Source organism: Paenibacillus terrigena DSM 21567, from assembly GCF_000374845.1.
Classification (GTDB): Bacteria; Bacillota; Bacilli; order Paenibacillales; family Paenibacillaceae; genus Paenibacillus_K; species Paenibacillus_K terrigena.
In genome coordinates this window covers 658685-677453 of the sequence record NZ_KB895414.1, presented here as the reverse complement: position 1 = coordinate 677453, position 18769 = coordinate 658685, and the positions used below count along the sequence as shown (strand labels likewise).

Genomic DNA, 18769 nt, shown 5'->3' with positions numbered 1-18769 from the left:
TTTAGATCGCTGTCCATCCACCGTCAATAACAAGCTCTGCACCCGTCATGAAACGGGATTCATCGGATGCCAAGAAGAGCACGCCGTAAGCAACGTCTTCTGGATTACCGAAGTATGGAAGCTGTGTGAACGTACGGTAGTATGGTTCAGCCGATTTGAATGATTCCTCCGTCATTGGTGTTACGATAATACCTGGATGTACGGAGTTCACGCGGATCTTATCCTTACCATAATCTACGGCAGCGGATTTCGACAAGGTACGAAGTGCGCCTTTGGCAGCTGTGTAAGGGCTTGTTCCGGCCATACCGACGATACCGCCGATGGAAGAGATGTTAACGAGCGAGCCGCCGCCTGCTTTTTTCATTTCAGGAATAACATATTTCATACCGATGACACAACCATTGAGGTTGATATCCAAAATACGATTCCATTCATTCATTTCCATATGCTCGATCGTTTTTGGTGAAGCGACACCAGCGTTATTGACCAGAATATCAATCTTACCGTAGTGGTTAATTGTTTCTTGAATGACATGTTTCCATTCTTCTTCAGATGTTACGTTATGTTTTAGCCCGATAGCTTCGCCACCGTTTGCTTTGATTTTCGTGATAAGCTCGTGCAAATGTGTTTCTTGGATGTCTGTTGCTACAACCTTAGCGCCTTCTTGTGCGAAGAGCATCGCTTCAGATGCGCCCATTCCTGTTGCTGCTCCGGTAATAATAGCTACTTTACCTGTTAAACGTCCCATGAAGATCAACCTTCTTATCTTTAGAATGTATGATTTGCCTGCAAGCGATATCATTGGATCGGGTCCCTACTTGTATTATACATCTTTGTGATTGTTTTGTGAAGTATTTTACAGAATGTCAATTAAAATGATCACAACTTCAGATTCGTTTTCAAATGGAGACAAAGCATGATACCCTATTTATATATGGTTGTAGGGAGTAGAAGGTATAAAGGAGATTGGAAAATGATGACACATCATAATGAAGATGGTGCGATAGCAGAACAGAAATTACGTGTTCTAATCATGACCTCGGTCGAAGCCGAAAGACAAGCCGTGCTACGCGGACTCCAAGATCATCAGCGGTTCGATGTATGTGTGGCAGGTGTAGGCTCTGTACAGGCTGCGATTAACACAACGAAGGCACTTCAAGCAGCGACCTACGATATGGTTGTGAACGCAGGCATCGCGGGGGGATTCGTGGGTCGCGCTGCGATAGGTTCCTTGGTCGTGTCGAACGCGATTATCGCTGCGGATCTTGGTGCTGAGTCTGCGGATGGGTTTATTTCAGTGGACGAGCTCGGGTTTGGAACGGCACGAATTGCAGTGGATGATTCGCTGGTGGAGCGGGTGACTGAAGGGCTGCGTGCAGCCGATTTATCGGTACAAGCAGGTATGATTCTAACCTTATCGACGGTTACGGGGACACAGGAGACAGCTGAATCGCTCGAGACTCGGTTCCCAACAGCTGTTGCTGAAGCGATGGAAGGGTACGGCGTTGCTGCAGCTGCAGCGGCTTATGGCATTCCTGTGCTTGAGCTCCGCTCGATTTCGAACAGCATTGGTCCGCGCAATCGTGATGCTTGGCGGATTCCAGAAGCGTTGAATGCCTTGACTTTGGCTAGTGCTCGATTAGAGGAGGTATTATAAATGGAAATTGCATTTTCACCTTGTCCCAATGATACATTTGTCTTTCATGCTTGGGTGCATGGATTGATTCCAGGCGCACCAGAACTTGAAGTAATGTATGCGGATATTGATATTACGAATCATTTGGCAGCAAGAGGCGAAGGGCCCGACGTGCTCAAAATTTCGTATGCTGCATTGCCTTGGCTACTTAAAGATTACGCATTGCTCCCGTGCGGCGGTGCGCTTGGGCGGGGCTGCGGTCCGCTTGTGCTTATGAAGGGTGGCGGATCAGATCCAGCATCGTTGTCTGGTAAAAGAATCGCTGTCCCAAGTGATCGGTCAACAGCTTACTTATTGTTCCGACTTTGGGCAGCCGATCATGTGCCTGGGGGTCTAGGGGAAATTGTCGTTATGCCGTTCGATCAGATTATGCCAGCCGTACGAGACGGCCAGATGGATGCAGGTCTCGTGATTCATGAGGCGCGCTTCACCTATCCCAATTACGGCTTATCATTGATGACGGATTTAGGGCAGTGGTGGGAGACAGATACGGGGTTGCCGATCCCCCTTGGTGCGATAATTGCGCGCAGATCGATGGACTTGGAATCTCTAGCCGGTTGGATTAAGGCTTCTGTCGAATACGCATGGGCGCATCCAGAGGTATCCCGGGCGTATATCCTTCAGCATGCGCAAGAATTATCGCCTGAGGTGGCGGCAGCGCATATCGATCTCTATGTGAATAAGTTTACAGCGAACTTAGGGGAAGACGGTTATGCGGCGATCACCGCTTTACTAACACGCGCTGCGGATGAAGGGCTTGTACCTCGAATAGATCCAGCGTTATTACGCTAATTATGATAAGATACACTTTTGATGCAACGAGAGGGAAAAGGAGACAGCTTAGATATGAAAATTCTTGTGAACATTGCACATCCCAATATTGAAGGATCGCGTGTGAATGCAGCGTGGTTAAGCGCACTAGAAAGACAACATAACGTTTCAATTAATGAACTCTACAAAGAGTATCCGGATGAGAAGATTGATGTCGAACGTGAGCAGGAATTATGTCTTGCACATGATCGGATTGTATTACAGTTTCCATTCTATTGGTACAGTTCTCCGCCACTCTTAAAGAAGTGGCAAGATGAGGTATTGACCTATGGATGGGCCTACGGGGCCGAAGGCAATAAGCTGCATGGCAAAGAGCTGATTCTGGCAGTGTCCACGGGAAGTGAAGCGGGCAAATATCAAGCCGGCGGCGGCAATCACTTTTCGATGAGTGAGCTGCTGAAGCCATTCCTAGCCACGAGTAATTTGATTGGGACGGTGTACAAGCCGGCATTTATTTACCACGGCGCACTGGGGGCAACGGATGAAGCGATCCAAGCCAGCGCAAGAGATTATGTGGCATATATTACAAAGCCATAGGAATGGGATATATGAGAATTAAGAAGGAGACCAAGATTGATCTTGGTCTCCTTTTTGGTGAATTCCACACCATGATGTGTTAAAAAGTGAGGCCTATTTGACATAGGTAAGCTTGTTATTCAAATGACATGACGACCTTACCTTGGCCTTCTTGATAGGTAACTGTGGTGAGTGCGCCATTAATGAGCGTCAGTTGGGGCGGCATGTGGCCGATATCCGTATCATATAAGACCGGGACCCCAAGATCGCCTAGTGCAGCGGTGAGGGCATCGGTTAATTCAAAATTTTGTATCGATGAATATCCAGCAGGTCTGCCGATCAGAATGCCTTTCGCGTGCTCGAACCAGCCGCACTGCTTCATCTGCCAGAGATGGCGATAGATATCGGCGGCGTTCATCTCACAGCTCTCCAGATACCAGATGACACCAGATTCACGGCAGTAGTCTTGAACGAATTGCTGAACAGGGGCGTATGGCGTCCCGATCAGAATGGAGATCGTATCCATGCAACCGCCGATTAATCGACCTGTGAAGGAAATCTCAGGTGTTGAAGAAGTCGTTGCGCCTCCGGTGAGGGATTTCCATTCTGACTTCGTATCCAGATTGAACCCGGGTACTTCATGATTCCATGCCGATTGATAGTGCTTGGATGAGACTTGCTCAACTGCAGAGCCTTTAGGGTTACCGAGCACTGTGAGCCAACGTGCGGTTAAGGGATCTAATGGATCCGTGCTTAAGTCTACATAGTTCGGGCCATGCGCCGTTGCTACACCTGTGCGTAACGTGTAAGCGAATAAGAACGTGCTAATATCGGAGTAGCCGAGCACCCATTTCGGAGGGGCTTGCTTCAATTGTTCCCAATCGAGCAGTGGAAGGATATCCATCAGGAATTCGCCGCCCCATGGCGGAATGATCGCCTGGATGTTCGGATGCATTAGGAAATCCATCAGCTCGCGAGCTCTTACTTCTTGTGGTGCGCTGACGCATTTGTTATGGGTCCAAATCGTTTCTCCCTCTTTGATGTTAAATCCAATCTGTTCCATATGGCTGCGGGTCTTATGTAAGAGCGGATGCAGATCCGCAGTTACGCCGCTTGAAGGCGCGGTTACAGCAATCGTATCGCCTTGCGTAAGAGGTTTAGGAAAGATGATTTGCTTCGTCATAGACTTCACTCCTTTATAAGTTGGGTAGGCCAGGCGTTGCCAAATTGTAGTCTTTTATTTGTGTTGCTCGCAATCAGTTTAAGCTTTAAACCCTCATACCAATCGGTTGCTTCTTCTGGGTTCATATCACTATCTTCAAGTGATCGAAGAATTCTAGCAAATGTATATAGCCGGGAGAATCTAAGAAAAAGTGGGAACTGCCCGATGAGTTCTTCATCCAATGCGCGAATAGATTTATATCCCTTCAGGAATTGGTCTATTTTTACCCGAGATGTCTGCAAAATTGGAGCTAGCCCGCCAGAAGGTGGGTGTGCCAGCGTCGTATTCCCAATGCTGAATGAGCTGTAATGCGACTTGATCCGAAGCAAGTCCGATCACCATGTTTCGTAAATTCATCATTTGTATGGCTTCCTCTCTCCGGTATGTAAAAAGGCTATTGGTCTTGCTCCCCATCATACCATAATCTGCCACTAAAGACCTATCCGACTTACGTCATCTAGGAACATAGTCCTCTTGACGCATAATTTCATACTCGTCTATAATACGTTGGTACTTTTTTCTAGAAAAGGAGAGAATATGAATGGAAGCAACAAGGCGATCAATACCTTACCTGATCCTTGCGTTCGTCGTGGCATTGGGGACGGTATTTGGATCAACTGCAGCATGGGCTGAGGAGGCAGGAAACACGTACAACTGGATTCCAGGAGGTGCGGCTGTTGATCTTGGCAGCAACTTGGCTTCGCTGAACTTGGACAAAGAGATGGTGTTCTTAGGTGCCGAAGATACTCAAAAAATGCAGCAGAAATACAATGGTTACGCAACGAATAAAGAGATTGGATCCGTCTTCCCGATGGATGAGAAAGCGGGCTGGGCGGTTATCTTCGAATACGATGAACCAGGCCATATCGTTGATGACGAGAAAGAGGACATCGATGCCGACGGTATTCTAAAGAGTTACAAAGAAGGAACGGAAGAGAACAACAAGACGCTAGAAGATAGCCAAAAATTGTACGTGGATGGATGGGATGTAGCGCCGTTCTATGATGACAAGTCGCATCATTTGTCATGGTCGCTGCTGGGGCATGATTCCAATAATGAGAAGTTTATTAATTATAATGTTCGCCTGTTGTCCAAAGAAGGCTATGTATCCGCTGTGCTCATATCGGATCCAGCGAACTTGGCACACGATAAGAAAGAATTGGAAGATAAAATCCTTCCAAATTTCAGCTTCAAATCCGGTGCGAAATATGAAGAATATGATGCAAGTGTAGACAAGACCGCAGAATATGGGTTGTCGGGATTGATTCTTGGCGCTGCGGGGATCGCGGTCGCGAAGAAGGTGGGACTTCTGGCCTTGGGACTCGTTTTCTTGAAGAAGGCTTGGTTCCTGGTCATTGCGATTCCTGTAGCAATATGGAATTTCATTAGACGCCGATCGACGAAGAAAGCAGAGGAAGAAGCACCAGTCTCGGAAGCGCCATAGTCTAGCTATTAATAAAGGGGGCTCTTGTCGAGCCTCCCTTTTGTACGAAAGAGTGTTATTTCTTCTTTTTCTTCGTTCTCGCCTCATAAGATTTTGCATAGGACATAATTTTACGGAAAATGGCTTTATTCGGATGTTTCTTGAAAATATACCGATCCGGTGATGTATTCACCTCAAATATCCATGGTCTACGCGCCCCATCCAATCCGATATCCACCCCAAGCTCACAGACGCCCGCGAAGTTACGCTGCATCGCTTGGCCTGTACGGACGCCAATTCGGTTCAGTTCGACGGTCTTCTTACGTAAATCGTCCTTCGACAAATAGGGGCTTAACAGAGGTTCGAGCGGCTTCGGTGTCCCTCCGCTATGATAGTTCGTTACGATTTTTTTCGGTGCGGCTACTCGCCCGATAATGCCAGTCGTTTCCCATTGATGTTTGGGATTAAGTTGCACCATCACACGTAGATCAAAGGCATGTTTCTGGTGTTTGAGCAGTTCAATGCCCGTCTGAATTAAATAGGATCGCTTACCTATCATCTTTTTCAGTGCATCGTACATCAAGTTATACGTGTTGAATTTATATATTTTTTCTTTGGATTGGTACTGAAAATGCTTCTGATGTTTCTCAACGCGTATGACACCTTTGCCGAATGAGCCGTTCTCCGGTTTGACATAGAGCATCGCATACTTCTTCAGCATCGTATTCAAATTCTGTTCGTTGAACCTCACCGTCGTAGGAATAATTGCTCGCAATTGGTTGTCTTTTAACAGGGCCAGTGTTTTCTTCCATTTGCTTGAGATATAACGTGACATCTGAGCTCCTTTCTCTAACGCTCTAGTTAGGTCTGATGTTTAGTGTACAGCTTGATTAAGCGGTCCGCCGTTCCTTGCCAGCTGAACTGTTTTTTGACATGGGTAAGTCCGGTGCGACGGATGGACTTGGCGAATTTATGTTGACTGGCAAGACGCTGAATGGCTGTGGCAAAGGCTGAAGGCTCATGGAATCGTCTAATGAGGATACCGTTCTTTTCATGGCGGATGATCTCGCGAATCCCTCCGATGTCAGATGCGACAACGGGCAGACCGGATGCCATGGCCTCGATATTGACGAGTCCGAAGGCTTCATGCTTCTGGGAAGGACAGACGAAGCAGTCTCCTGCCCAATAGAATTGATGCATGCGTTTATGGGCATAGTATCCGGCCATTTTCATCGGTACTTTTAGCTGCGCAGCAAGCTTCTTCACTTGGGCGCCATAGCCTTTGCGTTGTGTATTCCCTGCGACAAGGAGTTGTAAGTTCGGAACCGACTTCTTAGCATGATGTATAGCGCGAATAAGTACGGGTAAGCCTTTCCGCGGAATGATTCGACCCGCAAAGGCCACCACATACGCGCCTGACACGCCAAGCTTCGCGCGAACAGAACTTCGCTCCTTATCTGTCGGAGGTCTGAAGCGATGGACGTCTGTGCCGAGATATACAACTTTGATTCTATTTTTGATCTTTGGATAACGCACGAGGAGCTCTGACTTTAATGATTGGCTGTTCGCGATAATCAAATCGGCATATTGCATGCAATGAGCGGCTTCTTGACGAGGAATCTGGGACGAGCTGACAAAGGTTAGAGAGTGAAGGAATAATGAAAGCGGGATATGCGGGAACATTTTTTTGATTTTTGGCAAGAAGCGTGGTCGGTTATCGACCTGAATCACATCAAAATGCCTGCCCTTGATTTTGTCTAGGACAGCTTTCAAATATTTGGTAGGTGAGCCGGAATCGACACGTTCTATGGTAAGGTTACCGTCTTGCGTCTTATTTGGGTACTTGGGCGTTTTCTTACTGATGACGGTCACTTTATGCGATTTAGCCAGGCGACGAGCGATGGCAAGAATACAAATTTCTACGGAACCACCTTTGATCGGTGGGACAGGAATTTGTTCAGGGGCGACAATAAGAATTTTAATGGGTGCACCTCCTTCGGCTAGACTTTCCGCGCCTGTTGTACGCTCGTAGGGCGCTTCAACTGAAATATCATATGTACCTGCGTAGAGGGCTGAGCGGGCTGAAGTCTACCATTGAACAACATGGGCTCATGCGGAGAGGGAGGACATGCAAATAACGGCAACCGGTTCCGAATGCGTTTTTTCGGAGAAGGGTTGCCGTAGAATCGAACATATTATTTTTGGGGTGAGCTGGAGGTGCCTCCAGCCGTGCTCTTCGTGGTCTTTGTCGTGAGTTCTTTCAGTGTATTGATCGTCGCTTGTTCTTTGATGGCATGGCGCATCTTATATTCATCAATGGCTTGCATGCCCCCATACAGTAGAACACAGTAGCTGACAGCAGTTAGAATCGCAAATAGAAGTCTTCTACTATTTCGTTCTAGCACGGCATGAAGCAGAAAGCCGAGGCTTGCGCAGAATATTCCTAATCCAATAAAAAATATGATTGTCCACATCATCTGATCTGATCGCTCCAGGTACGAAAGTCATAGGTTATAGGTAAATATACCCGATGTTATTATAATCCCGCAAGCGACTATGTTCAACTACCTTCTATGAACAATCAAATGAGCTTCCGGAACACCCCGTGAATTTAAGCTTTGAAGAGATAGAACCTCAGGCCTGAGCAGCCTGAGGTTCTATTATTCGAAATAGCAAACGATCATTGCTTATGATAAGATGTGGACTAACTATGCGCGTGAGAAGGTGAGATCATGTCGATCCGTATTAAATTATTACTGTCCTATACAGGCATGCTGGTCATTAGCCTGCTCATGATCGTGCTTACCGCTGCGCTCTTTACGATTGCATCGACCGGGGATGTGCACAGTTTCCGGGATTTCTATAAAGTGCATTACCAGATCAATCCCTTGACGGAACAGGGGGAGTCGATCTTCCTCGATTTGAAGTATTTGGCCAAAAATGATCCTGATGAATTGCAGAACAAGGCGCTGCTGCGGGATTATGATTTTAAGCTGCGCGCTGAGAAATCAGGACTTTATGTCCGGCATGAAAGTGATCAAATCTATGAATCTCTGACGTTCAATCAGCCCGAATTGAAGCAGGCGCTCCCGCCGTACGACCTGGGGAACAGTAAAATCCGCAGCACATTCAATATTGGAGCCCGATTCTATGCTTATGCCAAGTTTGACTTTATGTTCAAGGACGGGACCAAGGGCGGCGTGTTCGTCATTCGAGAACGGAGTCCTTTTGCCGAAGTCGTACGTAATCTACTCCCGATCCTATCGATTATACTGGTCGGTGTCTTAGTCATAGCGAATATATTGCTCTATCGTTGGCTGACGCGCAGCGTGATCAAGCCGCTTCACCTGCTTCGTGACTCTGCGGAACGTATTAAGGATGGCAATCTGCAATTCGAACTGAATCTCCATTCGAAGGATGAGATGGGGCAACTTAGCGGGGCCTTCGAGAGTATGAGGCAACGGCTGCAAGAATCGGTACAGCTGCAGCTGCAATATGAGGAGAATCGGAAAGAGTTAATCTCGAATATCTCGCATGACCTGCGAACGCCAATCACGAATATTAAAGGGTATATCGAGGGCATTCGCGACGGTGTTGCGGATACGCCAGAGAAAATGGAGAAGTACGTCAATATCATCTATGCCAAGGCAGTCGATATGGATAAACTGGTGGATGAGTTATTCCTCTATTCCAAATTGGATCTGAATCAAGTGCCGTTCACCTTCGAGCCAGTCAATATCGTGCGCTTCCTGGACGATTGCATCGAAGAGCTACGTTATGACCTGGAAGATCAGGGTGTTGGGATCACCTGGAATCAGCACGAAGCGGGCGAGGTCTTGGTCATTGCCGATCTTGAGAAATTAAAGCGGACGGTGCTGAATATCATCGGTAACTCGCTCAAATATATGGATAAGCCGCAAAAGGAAATCCGAGTATCGCTTATGCCAACTGCCGACACCGTCACGGTGGAAATAACGGATAACGGTAGGGGTATCCCACAGGATGCGCTGCCACATATTTTCGAGCGGTTCTATCGTGCCGAGTCTTCACGCAATTCCGCAACGGGCGGAAGCGGCTTAGGACTTGCGATTGCAAGTCAAATTATTGAAGGACATGGCGGTTCGATCTGGGCGGCAAGTCAGGAAGGCGAAGGCACGAGCATATTTTTCACATTGAAACGGTTAATGAACGAGGGAGGCATGGAGCTGGATGACACGAATTCTAATCATTGAGGATGAGACGACCATTGCACAGCTGGAGCGGGATTATTTCGAACTGAATGGGTTCGTGGTGGATCTGTGCCATACCGGGAATGAAGGGATGCAGCGTGCACTGCAAGAAGACTACAGTCTAATCATTATCGACTTGCAGCTGCCAGGAATGGATGGGTTCGAATTATGCCGCCGCATTCGGGAAGCGAAGGAAGTTCCGATCTTGATCGTATCCGCGAAGAAAGAAGAAATTGATAAAATCCGTGCCTTCAATCTCGGGGCGGATGATTATATTACGAAGCCGTTCAGTCCGAGCGAATTGGTTGCCAGGGCGAAAGCCCATCTGACAAGGTATGAGCGTCTGCTTGGTAAGCAGAAGCCGAGTGCACAGGATGAGATTCATATTCGCGGTTTGTTCATCGACAGAGCCTCGCGCAGAGTATTCGTCCGCAACAAGGAGGTCGCGATTACGAACAGAGAATTTGATCTACTGGCATTTCTCGCGAGCAATCCGAACCGTGTTTTCAGCAAAGAAGATCTGTTCGAGCGGATCTGGGGCCTTGATTCGAGTGGAGATATTGCGACTGTGACCGTGCATGTTCGCAAGCTGCGCGAGAAGCTGGAGGTTGATCCATCGAACCCGCAATATATCGAGACCGTGTGGGGTGCAGGGTATCGTTTTACCGTGTAATGCAGGGAAGACTCAGCTTGTTTCGAAAAAATTAATCGCCAGTTTAGATTTTGTTAATCATTCGTTTCTTGGGTGTTAATCTCTATCCTCTATCATACAGGTATAGGCAACAACAACTGTTATGAGGAGGAAATCATTCATGAATAAGATATCGAAAAAAATCGCAGCGATGCTGCTGGCAGCTGCCATTGGCGCGACAACAATTCCTTACGCGGTGCTTAACGCACAAGCGGCGTTAACCGATCAAGATATTCAATCCGCTATCAATACATTAAGCAAGATAGGTGTTATGCAAGGTTATGCAGATCACTCGATGGGACAGCAGAAGCTAATCACGCGCGCAGAACTCGCTAAAATGGTCGTGAAGACCTTCAATCTCGAAGGTACAGCAGAGAACACAGCAGTATTAACGGACGTCAATCCGAATGCATGGTACGCGGATTATGCGAGTGAAATTGTAGGCCTTGGCATCATGGAAGCAGCAAATGGCCAATTTAATCCTAGTGGTACGGTAACCGATACAGAGTTGGTTCAAGTGGTATCTAAAGCGTTGAAACGCGATGTGAAATCCGTGAATCACTGGATGAACGCATTCTTCGCAGCAGATAGCAGCGCAAATCGCGGCGAAGTCGCTTACTTGTTAGCAACAGCACGTCAGGCCATTCCTTCAGCAGATGCGAAAATTACAAGTGTTCGTTCCTTAAATGCGATTACATTGATCGTTACCTTCGATAAACCACTAACCGCAACGGATGAAGTGTTCGCGAAGGCGAAAGAAGATTTCGCATTCAATGACGGCCTGACATTGACGAACATGCCGCGTCTGAAGACGGGTTCGATCGCGACGTATATCGTCCCGACTTCCGTTCAAAAAGCAGGCACGACTTATAATTTAGCCTATAAAGGTCAGCCATCTGGCTCTTTTACAGGAAATGCGACGAAATTGGATATGACGACAGTCAGCCAGGTAACAAGCGATATGTTCGAGATTGAAGCGTTGAAAGCGAATGGTGTGGTCGACTATGGCTATATTATCTCTGCATACAGCGGCGGCCGTGGAGCGAATGCATTCGTATTGAACGATCAGGAGCAAGCGGATGGTAAAACGTATCAAATCATCTCTTCGATGCAAGCAAGACAAGTGACAATCACGCCAGAAGGCGGACAACCGATCATAGCGAAATACGTGCCGTTCACACAATCGACGGATGGGAAGCAGGAGCCGAAATTCCGTCTTCCGGAAGGACAGACACTGACACCAGGCGTGAAATACACGGTAAATTCGGATTGGGCGAATATTGCGAATCCAACGTTTGTGGCAACGTCCTTCGAAGCCCTTCAAGTGACGAATGCCGAAGCAACTAGTGAGACTTCGATCAACGTGATCTTGGCGCAAGACCCAGGTGATGAGTTATTCTCTGGCCGCAGCGTGACATTGACCGCACCGAACGGGGATAAGCTCGTTGCAACCTACAAATATTCCAGCCGTAAAGGTGCAGTGGGTGTATTTGATCTCACTCAGAATGGCAAACTAACGGCAGGAACGACGTATACCGTAACACCTGTAGGTGCATGGGCTACGGCAACTGGGGTAACATTCACGACGAAGTAATTCATACCGACAATCTGACCAATTCGCGCGTTCAAACATTTGACAGGAAGGTAAAGGACGACCCCGTTCATTTGTGATAAAATAAAATCATAATATGGGAAAGGGGAGAGTAGCGATGAGAATGATAGTGGAAGCACCCGCAGCTCGTTGGTACAAAAGAGAAATGTCTTTATCGGATGGCGATAATTTGAGAATATTCGTGCGAATGGGCGGTTGTGGCAGTGTGGTGCCCGGTCTATCGCTGGGTGTGATGCAAGATAAGCCAGTAAATCCTGCGCTCTCAGAAGTCGTGGAAGGCATCCGGTTCTATATTGAGGATGATAATATGTGGTATTTAGGACATAAAGAGCTTCACATCGTGTACGATGAGAAGAATGACGATATCGCACTGGAAGTCGTATAGATTTCGTATGAAATAAGAAAGGATAGAGATTCAGCATCGGCTGGGTCCCTATCCTTTTTCTTGTAAGCAGGAAGTTGCCCCGCAGTCGAAATAACTGCCAAAAAGCAGTTATTGAGCAGGCCATGGAGCTTCGCTCTCGAAATAATTGCCAAAAAACAGTTATTGAGTACGAGAAGCGCCCTGTACTTTAGAGGACGATGGAGGCATTATACTATGACTCGCAAAATACCTGTATCACATCGAGATCTAAGCATCACTATCTGGATGATCAAGATCATACCGATATACAACTTCCCCGTCATATACTTCACCCGTTTCGGTGAATCCGAACTTCTCATAGAGTCTTCTCGCCCTCGTATTATCCGCGTGCGCCGTTAAATTCACCCGCTGACTCTGCGGAAATTGCGTCCGAATATGATCGATCGCAGCTTGCAATGCTGCCTTACCGTACCCTTTTCCTTGCTCCATCGCATCAATGATGAATCCAGTCAACCAATAAGACCATGTGGTCGTGTCGTCAACAGCGGTCATGATAAATCCGATTAAGCGATCTTCGGCATTGTATATGTTGAACGGCGCATAATCATATTGTTCTCCGTCGGGCCGAATATGTACCTTGGCTAACGATACGACAACCGAAGCTACATAAGGAGACTGCTCCTGATGAACTTGTAATTGCATGGCTTCTCGCCAGTTATCTCGTGTGGTGGGAACGAGTTTAATATTCATAGGCTTCCTGCTTTCAACATAAATTCGATATACAAATAAATGATATTGGGTGATGAACATCGTCATGCATAGCTACACTGTATTCCAGGTAGGATAGAAAGTGGAATCATCCTTGATCTGTTGCCTATAATGGATTCTCGCACGGTAGCAGGCTTATAACGGTTCAATTGTGGTGAATTCACCCGAAGTTAGTGCAGAAATCCACCATAGCGCACGAAGTTGGTTGATGCAGGCTAAAGTTAGTGGATAAATTCCAATATAGGAGCGTATGAGGCTATGAATAATGGTGACCGGATCAATTTCTTGGACATTGATTTGTCCCTAGCGATCATCCTCATCCTTCTTCAGCTTTTCGTTGATCTCATCTAATGATTTTTGCAGACCTTCCAATCGCTTGATCGTTGCATATTGATTCCCGAGGATCGCTGCGATAACGACGATGAATAGGATGAAAAATAACTCATTCATATCAGGCACACCTTTCTATCGTGAATTTGTTTATCTCGATCAACTATTCAATCTTCTCTCTCAACTCGTCATACGCATCCCTAAGCCAGGGATGAATGACGCGCAGTTTCTCTTTTTGACGCCACAGATAATCAATATATTCGAAAGCTGCATGATCCAACGAATGGTCCAAATGCGGCAAAATTTGATTCAAATAAGGTGGACTTCCTGCTTGGTCCCATTCAATTTTATCTGCAACAAATAGAACCTTGTCTAACAGCGTTGCATTTTTTCTCAGGGTCGTATGACAACCGATGGCATCCAGGATTTCTTGATCTTGAATATGAAAAATATCTCTAGCCATTTCTTTGGAGATTTTCTGATGAATAATCATCGGCAATGTCTCTTCTTCAGGCAGCACTTCAATCCCAAGGTCGCGAGAAACCTGAATCCTCACATCGTTTGCAAATACGGCACTAATATCATGCAAATAACCGGCGATTTCGGCTGACGCGATGCTAGCAAGAAATTGGCCAGCAATTTTTCTAGCTTCATTCCCAACTCTAATACTATGTTCGGCCGTCTTCGGACAGCCATTATTCCTTAAGAAATTGACGATGTCGTTCCGGAGATTTCCCGATAACGGTTCGATCACCAAGGAATTGTAGGCGGATTTCATAGGATACCCCCTTTAAGGTAGAAGCTTCTCACTTTTTTGCTCTCGATAAGATATACAACAGCCCATGAAGGATCCCGTAAATGATCAAGACATCGAATATAAAATAGAGCAGGTCAATACGAATCCCGCGAAGGAACCAAACATGGCTCTCATTCACTTTATTGTGATACTCTACAAAAAAACGAAACGGGAATCCAAATTCCGTTCGCAAAATACCTGCCGTGTACACTTTGCCTGGAACAATGATGATCGTAAGCAGAACTATCCAAGCAGAGAGATTCAGGATACGTAGATTGATTCTCATCAACTCACCTCTACCTTTCTGTCGTGAAGGACACTTAAGATAAATTCTCCCACCGCGCCCACATCTCGGCTGGATTCAGTTCATAGATTTCATTTTCCCGGAACATGAACTGATGCATAATAAATTCTCTTCGAATAGTAGCAAAATCCTCATGGAACGTCTTAATAAATGCATTGATCTCCGGCTCGGTGTATTTCTTCCCTTTGTCCAGCTTCGAGACCATATGCTCTAAGACCATTAATTTCTTCTTCAATTGCCCTGGCAAATGCTTCAATCGGCCATCTTCGGTGAAGAAGTTCCGAATGACGGCGTCTCTTGCTTTTAACTGTTGTTCATCCAGCATTTCAGTTTCTCCTTTGGTATTCGTTCTTCGATAGATGAGCGCTTCGGTCGCACTCGCGCTGTTCTTAATGAAATAATCATTTAATGAAAAATAGATCGTGTTCTTATCCCGGCGCTCGTTAATAAGGCTGGCTTCACGTAGTTTGCTCGCATGATGTGTAATGGTCGCAGGGGTAACGCTTAGCTTCTCCGCTAGGACCTGGCCGTTCAGCTCTCCGTCTGCGAGCAAGATGAGAATTTTAATTCGGGTCGGGTCAGCAAGGGCTTTGTGATACTGGACGACTTTATCTAATTGCATGGAAGGCGAATCCATCCTCTCAATAAAATTTAATGTTCATCTAATTAGATATTCTTTAAAAGAGATGATAAAACAAAAGGAATTTACTGTCAACAGCAAATTCCTACTTACCCTGCACGTTACCACAAATAGATCATGAGCACCGCCGAAGCACAAATGATGCATGCAGATATTTTGTTCAGATAGCGAATGAATCGGTCTGAGGAGCTTAGCGAGCCGATGAATCTCCCGGCAAGCGCGAGCGCGAAGAACCATACCCAAGAGACCAGAATGCAGGAGAGGGCGAAGACCCATTTCTCCGTGCCGGAGTAACTTAGTGAGCTGGAGCCGATAACGCCTACCGTATCCATGAGTGCGTGGGGATTCAGGAAGGAGACGGAGAGAGCATAGGTGATTTGCTTACGAGCGGAATAAGACTCCGCCTCACGCCCTTGTCGATCGGATGGCTGACTGCGCCATGTGACATAACCCATATAGAGCAGGAAGAGGACTCCTGTGACTAATAGTATACTTTTGATCAGCGGAACACTTAGAATGAGGACAGAGACGCCAAGGATGGCGAGCGTTAATAAGAGCGTGTCGCATAGTGCAGCGGTAATGACCACAGGCAAGGCATGCCGGAGTTTGGGCTGCAGCGCCCCTTGATTGAAGACGAACACATTCTGCACGCCAAGTGGTAGAATAAGACCTAGTGCGAGTAGAAATCCATGCACAAATGAAGCCAACAACGAACAACATATCCATTTCATTAATAATATATGAACCATTCTAATGGGGAGCAGGATCCATGTCTCCATCCAAATGGTTGGGCTCGGACCCAACCAAGTTAACAGCGAATAGAACGTGGGAAAGGAGGCGTTACGGAAATGATATTCGATACCGATTGGAAGCCTGTTCGGGGGAATGGGGTTCCGCTCTATCGGCAAATTACTGATTATATCCGCAGTAAAATTACACAAGGAGAATGGACGGTGGGGAGCCGTATTCCGACCGAACGTGCGCTGGCGAAGAGTTTCGGTGTCAATCGAAGTACGGTGGTGAGCGCCTTTGCAGAACTGGTAGCCGATGGCCTCCTGCAAGGGAACAGCGGCAGGGGGACGGTCGTCGTGAACAACACCTGGAGCCTCATGGCATCGGCAACTCCTCCGGATTGGGAGCGATATATGAATGCTGGGATTCATGAGCCCAATCTGCCAACGATTCAAGAGATTAATCACGCAGAATTCATTCCAGGTATCATTCGTCTAGGCACGGGGGAGCCGTCTCCTGAATTTTTCCCGCAGGAGATGATGAGGGAAGTTCTGCGTACCATCCCTGATCATATGACGGATCTTGGCTATGCGGAGCCAAAAGGATTGTACGAGCTTCGCGTGCAGATCAGCCGATATGTGCAGCAGCACGGCATTGAGGCATCCCCATCATCGATTCTGATCGTCTCGGGTGCACTCCAAGCGCTGCAGCTGATCTCGATGGGACTGCTGCTGAGAGGGTCTGCGGTACTGACGGAGAACCCTTCCTACCTCCAGTCGCTGCACGTGTTCCAATCGGCCGGGATGGAGCTAGCTTCCTTGCCGCTCGATGATGAAGGTGTCAGACTTGATCCGATCAGGCACTATACGGAAGCGGGTCGTGGCTCCATTCTCTATACCATCCCGAGCTTTCAGAATCCGACAGGTAGGGTGATGTCAGAACGTAGAAGAGAAATGCTGTATGAGCTGTGTCTACAACGGCAGCTGCCGATCATCGAAGACGATGTGTACCGGGATCTGTGGCTGGATGCAGAAGCGCCGCCGCCGCTCAAGTCACGAGATCACAGCGGCACTGTACTCTATCTAGGGAGCATGTCCAAGACGCTTAGTGCGGGTCTGCGCATCGGTTGGATCATCGGTCCGGAAGCGGTGATTCATCGGCTTGCCGATCTGAAGATGCAGATGGACTACGGTGCGAGCTCATTGTCGCAGTGGGCGGTGACGGCGTGGCTTGAGGGTGGATTTTATGCGAAGCATCTGGAACAGGTTCGAGCTTCACTGCGTGTGCGGCGAGATCATATGCTGCGGCTGCTCGCGGCCCATTTATCCGATGTGACCTCTTGGGAGGCGCCAACTGGTGGATTCTATATTTGGCTGCGCATTACGATTGATTTTTCAATGAAAGCCTTTTTCGATAAAGCTTTAGCACAAGGGGTGCTGCTCAATCCCGGTCATTTGTATGATCGAGCAGATTCGCAGCATATTCGTTTGTCTTATGCCTACGCCTCAATGGACCAGATGGAGACAGGGATACGTATTTTAGCGAATATTTTGAATAGGAAGAATGAATAGTCTTACCGTTGTGTGAATGTAATTGGTATAATATAACAGATAATGAACGATTGGGGGACCTTCATGAAGTTAGAACGTTTAATCTCCATGATCTACATGCTGCTGAGTAATGAGGTTGTCTCGGCGACAGCCCTTGCAGAGAAATACAACGTCTCCCAACGAACGATTTACCGGGACATCGAGACGATTTGCGCTGCGGGAATACCGGTTGTGTCGTATCAAGGCGTGAATGGCGGTTATGGGATTATTGAGGAATACAAAATGGATCGGAGCCTGCTGGGTTCGTACGACGTCGGCACGTTGATTACGATCTTGAACAGCATGTCCACCGTATTCTCGGATGACCGTGCGCAAGAGACCATCAACAAGTTGCAGACGCTTCAGAACGATCAGAAATCTCCGAGCGTCACGATGGATATTAGCAGTTGGCCGTATCGCGAGACGCTTCAGCTATTGCGGACAGCGATTACGGAGCATCGCGTCGTGCGGTTCGAATACATTAGCGCGAAGAATGAACGTGTGAACCGTGTCGTCGAGCCCATTCAACTTATGTATAAATACCGGACTTGGTATATTTACGGCTATTGTCGATTACGGAATGACTACAGGGAGTTCAAAGTCACCCGGATGGGTGCATTGCGAATGATGACGGAGCACTTCAAGCCTCATCAGGAGCTGCCGAATTCAGAGGATGACCAAGGGACGCAAGCGAATGCGAACAATGAAGGAATCGCGGTGAAGTTGCATGTGACGGTGGATGGACTGGCGAGAGCCTTGGATCAATTCTATGATGATGAGCGTACGTTCTTAGAGGATGGCACCCTCCTGATTACGATCAATCTTAGCGATGCATCAGGCCTGGGTTGGCTTATGCCGATCATCTTGAGCTTTGGCGATAAGATACGCGTTGTTGAGCCGCTCGAGATTCGGATGCAGGTGAAGGAAATACTGGAGAAAATGTTACATACTTATCAGGAAGTATGACAATGTGTTGTCAGACTTTCTAGCTTATGATGCGTCTATGAACAAAACAGACAGGGGAGT

At 47.2% G+C, this 18769-nt stretch carries 22 protein-coding genes; 10 read left to right on the top strand and 12 right to left on the bottom strand.

What is annotated here, in order from left to right:
- Position 1: 1 nt before the first annotated feature.
- Positions 2 to 748, bottom strand: coding sequence for an SDR family NAD(P)-dependent oxidoreductase (locus tag C558_RS0111190; RefSeq protein ID WP_018756360.1), 747 nt, complete (start codon positions 746 to 748; stop codon positions 2 to 4).
- A 225-nt stretch (positions 749 to 973) separates the two neighbouring features.
- On the opposite strand from C558_RS0111190, the gene C558_RS0111185 reads away from it, so the two are divergent.
- Genes C558_RS0111185 through C558_RS0111175 form a run of 3 tightly spaced genes read left to right on the top strand, consistent with a single transcriptional unit; the run spans position 974 to position 3064 of the window.
- Positions 974 to 1657: a futalosine hydrolase gene (locus C558_RS0111185; protein ID WP_018756359.1), complete on the top strand. Its 684-nt coding sequence runs from the start codon at positions 974 to 976 to the stop codon at positions 1655 to 1657.
- The gene (locus tag C558_RS0111180) at positions 1658 to 2488 is read left to right on the top strand and encodes a 1,4-dihydroxy-6-naphtoate synthase (protein WP_018756358.1); all 831 of its coding nucleotides are present in this window, start codon (positions 1658 to 1660) and stop codon (positions 2486 to 2488) included.
- Positions 2489 to 2542: 54 nt separating this feature from the next.
- A complete protein-coding gene (locus tag C558_RS0111175) occupies positions 2543 to 3064 on the top strand; it encodes an NAD(P)H-dependent oxidoreductase (RefSeq protein WP_018756357.1) in 522 nt (173 codons plus the stop codon).
- Between the two features lie 115 nt (positions 3065 to 3179).
- Here C558_RS0111175 and C558_RS0111170 read toward each other — a convergent pair whose 3' ends face one another.
- Positions 3180 to 4226 carry a S66 family peptidase gene (locus C558_RS0111170; RefSeq protein ID WP_018756356.1) on the bottom strand — a complete coding sequence of 349 codons (1047 nt, stop codon included), beginning with the start codon at positions 4224 to 4226 and terminating at the stop codon, positions 3180 to 3182.
- A gap of 234 nt (positions 4227 to 4460) precedes the next feature.
- Positions 4461 to 4625, bottom strand: a complete 165-nt coding sequence (locus C558_RS33750; RefSeq protein WP_245583778.1) for a hypothetical protein — start codon at positions 4623 to 4625, stop codon at positions 4461 to 4463.
- 181 nt (positions 4626 to 4806) lie between these two features.
- On the opposite strand from C558_RS33750, the gene C558_RS0111160 reads away from it, so the two are divergent.
- On the top strand, positions 4807 to 5709 hold the full coding sequence (locus C558_RS0111160) for a DUF2167 domain-containing protein (protein ID WP_018756354.1): 903 nt from the start codon (positions 4807 to 4809) through the stop codon (positions 5707 to 5709).
- Between the two features lie 55 nt (positions 5710 to 5764).
- Here the strand turns inward: C558_RS0111160 and C558_RS30865 are convergent, their stop codons facing one another.
- The 3 genes from C558_RS30865 to C558_RS0111145 all read right to left on the bottom strand — a co-directional run bounded on the left by C558_RS30865 (position 5765) and on the right by C558_RS0111145 (position 8165).
- Complete coding sequence (locus tag C558_RS30865) at positions 5765 to 6523, bottom strand: YheC/YheD family protein (RefSeq protein WP_018756353.1); 759 nt, start codon at positions 6521 to 6523, stop codon at positions 5765 to 5767.
- A 26-nt stretch (positions 6524 to 6549) separates the two neighbouring features.
- Positions 6550 to 7626, bottom strand: coding sequence for a glycosyltransferase family 4 protein (locus C558_RS0111150; RefSeq protein WP_425413925.1), 1077 nt, complete (start codon positions 7624 to 7626; stop codon positions 6550 to 6552).
- 257 nt (positions 7627 to 7883) lie between these two features.
- Positions 7884 to 8165: a hypothetical protein gene (locus C558_RS0111145; protein ID WP_018756351.1), complete on the bottom strand. Its 282-nt coding sequence runs from the start codon at positions 8163 to 8165 to the stop codon at positions 7884 to 7886.
- A gap of 255 nt (positions 8166 to 8420) precedes the next feature.
- Here C558_RS0111145 and C558_RS0111140 point away from each other — a divergent pair, with 255 nt between their 5' ends.
- The 4 genes from C558_RS0111140 to C558_RS0111125 all read left to right on the top strand — a co-directional run bounded on the left by C558_RS0111140 (position 8421) and on the right by C558_RS0111125 (position 12605).
- On the top strand, positions 8421 to 9920 hold the full coding sequence (locus C558_RS0111140; RefSeq protein ID WP_018756350.1) for a sensor histidine kinase: 1500 nt from the start codon (positions 8421 to 8423) through the stop codon (positions 9918 to 9920).
- On the top strand, positions 9898 to 10590 hold the full coding sequence (locus tag C558_RS0111135) for a response regulator transcription factor (protein WP_018756349.1): 693 nt from the start codon (positions 9898 to 9900) through the stop codon (positions 10588 to 10590). The genes C558_RS0111140 and C558_RS0111135 overlap by 23 nt, the downstream gene beginning before the upstream one ends.
- 139 nt (positions 10591 to 10729) lie before the next feature.
- Positions 10730 to 12202: an S-layer homology domain-containing protein gene (locus tag C558_RS0111130; RefSeq protein WP_018756348.1), complete on the top strand. Its 1473-nt coding sequence runs from the start codon at positions 10730 to 10732 to the stop codon at positions 12200 to 12202.
- Positions 12203 to 12317: 115 nt separating this feature from the next.
- Positions 12318 to 12605 (top strand): HesB/YadR/YfhF family protein, encoded by a 288-nt coding sequence (locus tag C558_RS0111125; RefSeq protein ID WP_018756347.1) that lies wholly within the window; start codon positions 12318 to 12320, stop codon positions 12603 to 12605.
- A gap of 246 nt (positions 12606 to 12851) precedes the next feature.
- Here the strand turns inward: C558_RS0111125 and C558_RS0111120 are convergent, their stop codons facing one another.
- The 6 genes from C558_RS0111120 to C558_RS0111095 all read right to left on the bottom strand — a co-directional run bounded on the left by C558_RS0111120 (position 12852) and on the right by C558_RS0111095 (position 16132).
- The gene (locus C558_RS0111120) at positions 12852 to 13334 is read right to left on the bottom strand and encodes a GNAT family N-acetyltransferase (protein WP_026263848.1); all 483 of its coding nucleotides are present in this window, start codon (positions 13332 to 13334) and stop codon (positions 12852 to 12854) included.
- Between the two features lie 321 nt (positions 13335 to 13655).
- Positions 13656 to 13802, bottom strand: coding sequence for a hypothetical protein (locus C558_RS34240; protein ID WP_018756345.1), 147 nt, complete (start codon positions 13800 to 13802; stop codon positions 13656 to 13658).
- A 43-nt stretch (positions 13803 to 13845) separates the two neighbouring features.
- Positions 13846 to 14460 (bottom strand): HD domain-containing protein, encoded by a 615-nt coding sequence (locus C558_RS0111110; protein WP_018756344.1) that lies wholly within the window; start codon positions 14458 to 14460, stop codon positions 13846 to 13848.
- Between the two features lie 28 nt (positions 14461 to 14488).
- Entirely contained in the window at positions 14489 to 14764 is a 276-nt protein-coding gene (locus tag C558_RS0111105; protein WP_018756343.1) for a hypothetical protein, read from the bottom strand.
- Positions 14765 to 14798: 34 nt separating this feature from the next.
- On the bottom strand, positions 14799 to 15404 hold the full coding sequence (locus C558_RS0111100; protein ID WP_018756342.1) for a DUF2087 domain-containing protein: 606 nt from the start codon (positions 15402 to 15404) through the stop codon (positions 14799 to 14801).
- Positions 15405 to 15523: 119 nt separating this feature from the next.
- Entirely contained in the window at positions 15524 to 16132 is a 609-nt protein-coding gene (locus C558_RS0111095) for a LysE/ArgO family amino acid transporter (RefSeq protein ID WP_018756341.1), read from the bottom strand.
- Positions 16133 to 16270: 138 nt separating this feature from the next.
- On the opposite strand from C558_RS0111095, the gene C558_RS0111090 reads away from it, so the two are divergent.
- Positions 16271 to 17725, top strand: coding sequence for an aminotransferase class I/II-fold pyridoxal phosphate-dependent enzyme (locus C558_RS0111090; protein WP_018756340.1), 1455 nt, complete (start codon positions 16271 to 16273; stop codon positions 17723 to 17725).
- Positions 17726 to 17788: 63 nt separating this feature from the next.
- On the top strand, positions 17789 to 18709 hold the full coding sequence (locus C558_RS0111085; RefSeq protein ID WP_018756339.1) for a helix-turn-helix transcriptional regulator: 921 nt from the start codon (positions 17789 to 17791) through the stop codon (positions 18707 to 18709).
- Positions 18710 to 18769 lie beyond the last annotated feature (60 nt).

Bases quoted from the DNA above. Each gene is read 5' to 3' on its own strand.
- C558_RS0111125 (WP_018756347.1), top strand. From the start codon at position 12,318: ATGAGAATGATAGTGGAAGCACCCGCAGCTCGTTGGTACAAAAGAGAA.
- C558_RS0111100 (WP_018756342.1), bottom strand. From the start codon at position 15,404: ATGCAATTAGATAAAGTCGTCCAGTATCACAAAGCCCTTGCTGACCCG.
- C558_RS0111160 (WP_018756354.1), top strand. From the start codon at position 4,807: ATGGAAGCAACAAGGCGATCAATACCTTACCTGATCCTTGCGTTCGTC.
- C558_RS0111175 (WP_018756357.1), top strand. From the start codon at position 2,543: ATGAAAATTCTTGTGAACATTGCACATCCCAATATTGAAGGATCGCGT.
- C558_RS30865 (WP_018756353.1), bottom strand. From the start codon at position 6,523: ATGTCACGTTATATCTCAAGCAAATGGAAGAAAACACTGGCCCTGTTA.
- C558_RS0111180 (WP_018756358.1), top strand. From the start codon at position 1,658: ATGGAAATTGCATTTTCACCTTGTCCCAATGATACATTTGTCTTTCAT.
- C558_RS0111085 (WP_018756339.1), top strand. From the start codon at position 17,789: ATGAAGTTAGAACGTTTAATCTCCATGATCTACATGCTGCTGAGTAAT.
- C558_RS34240 (WP_018756345.1), bottom strand. From the start codon at position 13,802: ATGAATGAGTTATTTTTCATCCTATTCATCGTCGTTATCGCAGCGATC.
- C558_RS0111090 (WP_018756340.1), top strand. From the start codon at position 16,271: ATGATATTCGATACCGATTGGAAGCCTGTTCGGGGGAATGGGGTTCCG.
- C558_RS0111140 (WP_018756350.1), top strand. From the start codon at position 8,421: ATGTCGATCCGTATTAAATTATTACTGTCCTATACAGGCATGCTGGTC.
- C558_RS33750 (WP_245583778.1), bottom strand. From the start codon at position 4,625: ATGATGAATTTACGAAACATGGTGATCGGACTTGCTTCGGATCAAGTC.
- C558_RS0111185 (WP_018756359.1), top strand. From the start codon at position 974: ATGATGACACATCATAATGAAGATGGTGCGATAGCAGAACAGAAATTA.
- C558_RS0111135 (WP_018756349.1), top strand. From the start codon at position 9,898: ATGACACGAATTCTAATCATTGAGGATGAGACGACCATTGCACAGCTG.
- C558_RS0111170 (WP_018756356.1), bottom strand. From the start codon at position 4,226: ATGACGAAGCAAATCATCTTTCCTAAACCTCTTACGCAAGGCGATACG.
- C558_RS0111110 (WP_018756344.1), bottom strand. From the start codon at position 14,460: ATGAAATCCGCCTACAATTCCTTGGTGATCGAACCGTTATCGGGAAAT.
- C558_RS0111145 (WP_018756351.1), bottom strand. From the start codon at position 8,165: ATGATGTGGACAATCATATTTTTTATTGGATTAGGAATATTCTGCGCA.
- C558_RS0111130 (WP_018756348.1), top strand. From the start codon at position 10,730: ATGAATAAGATATCGAAAAAAATCGCAGCGATGCTGCTGGCAGCTGCC.
- C558_RS0111120 (WP_026263848.1), bottom strand. From the start codon at position 13,334: ATGAATATTAAACTCGTTCCCACCACACGAGATAACTGGCGAGAAGCC.
- C558_RS0111190 (WP_018756360.1), bottom strand. From the start codon at position 748: ATGGGACGTTTAACAGGTAAAGTAGCTATTATTACCGGAGCAGCAACA.
- C558_RS0111105 (WP_018756343.1), bottom strand. From the start codon at position 14,764: ATGAGAATCAATCTACGTATCCTGAATCTCTCTGCTTGGATAGTTCTG.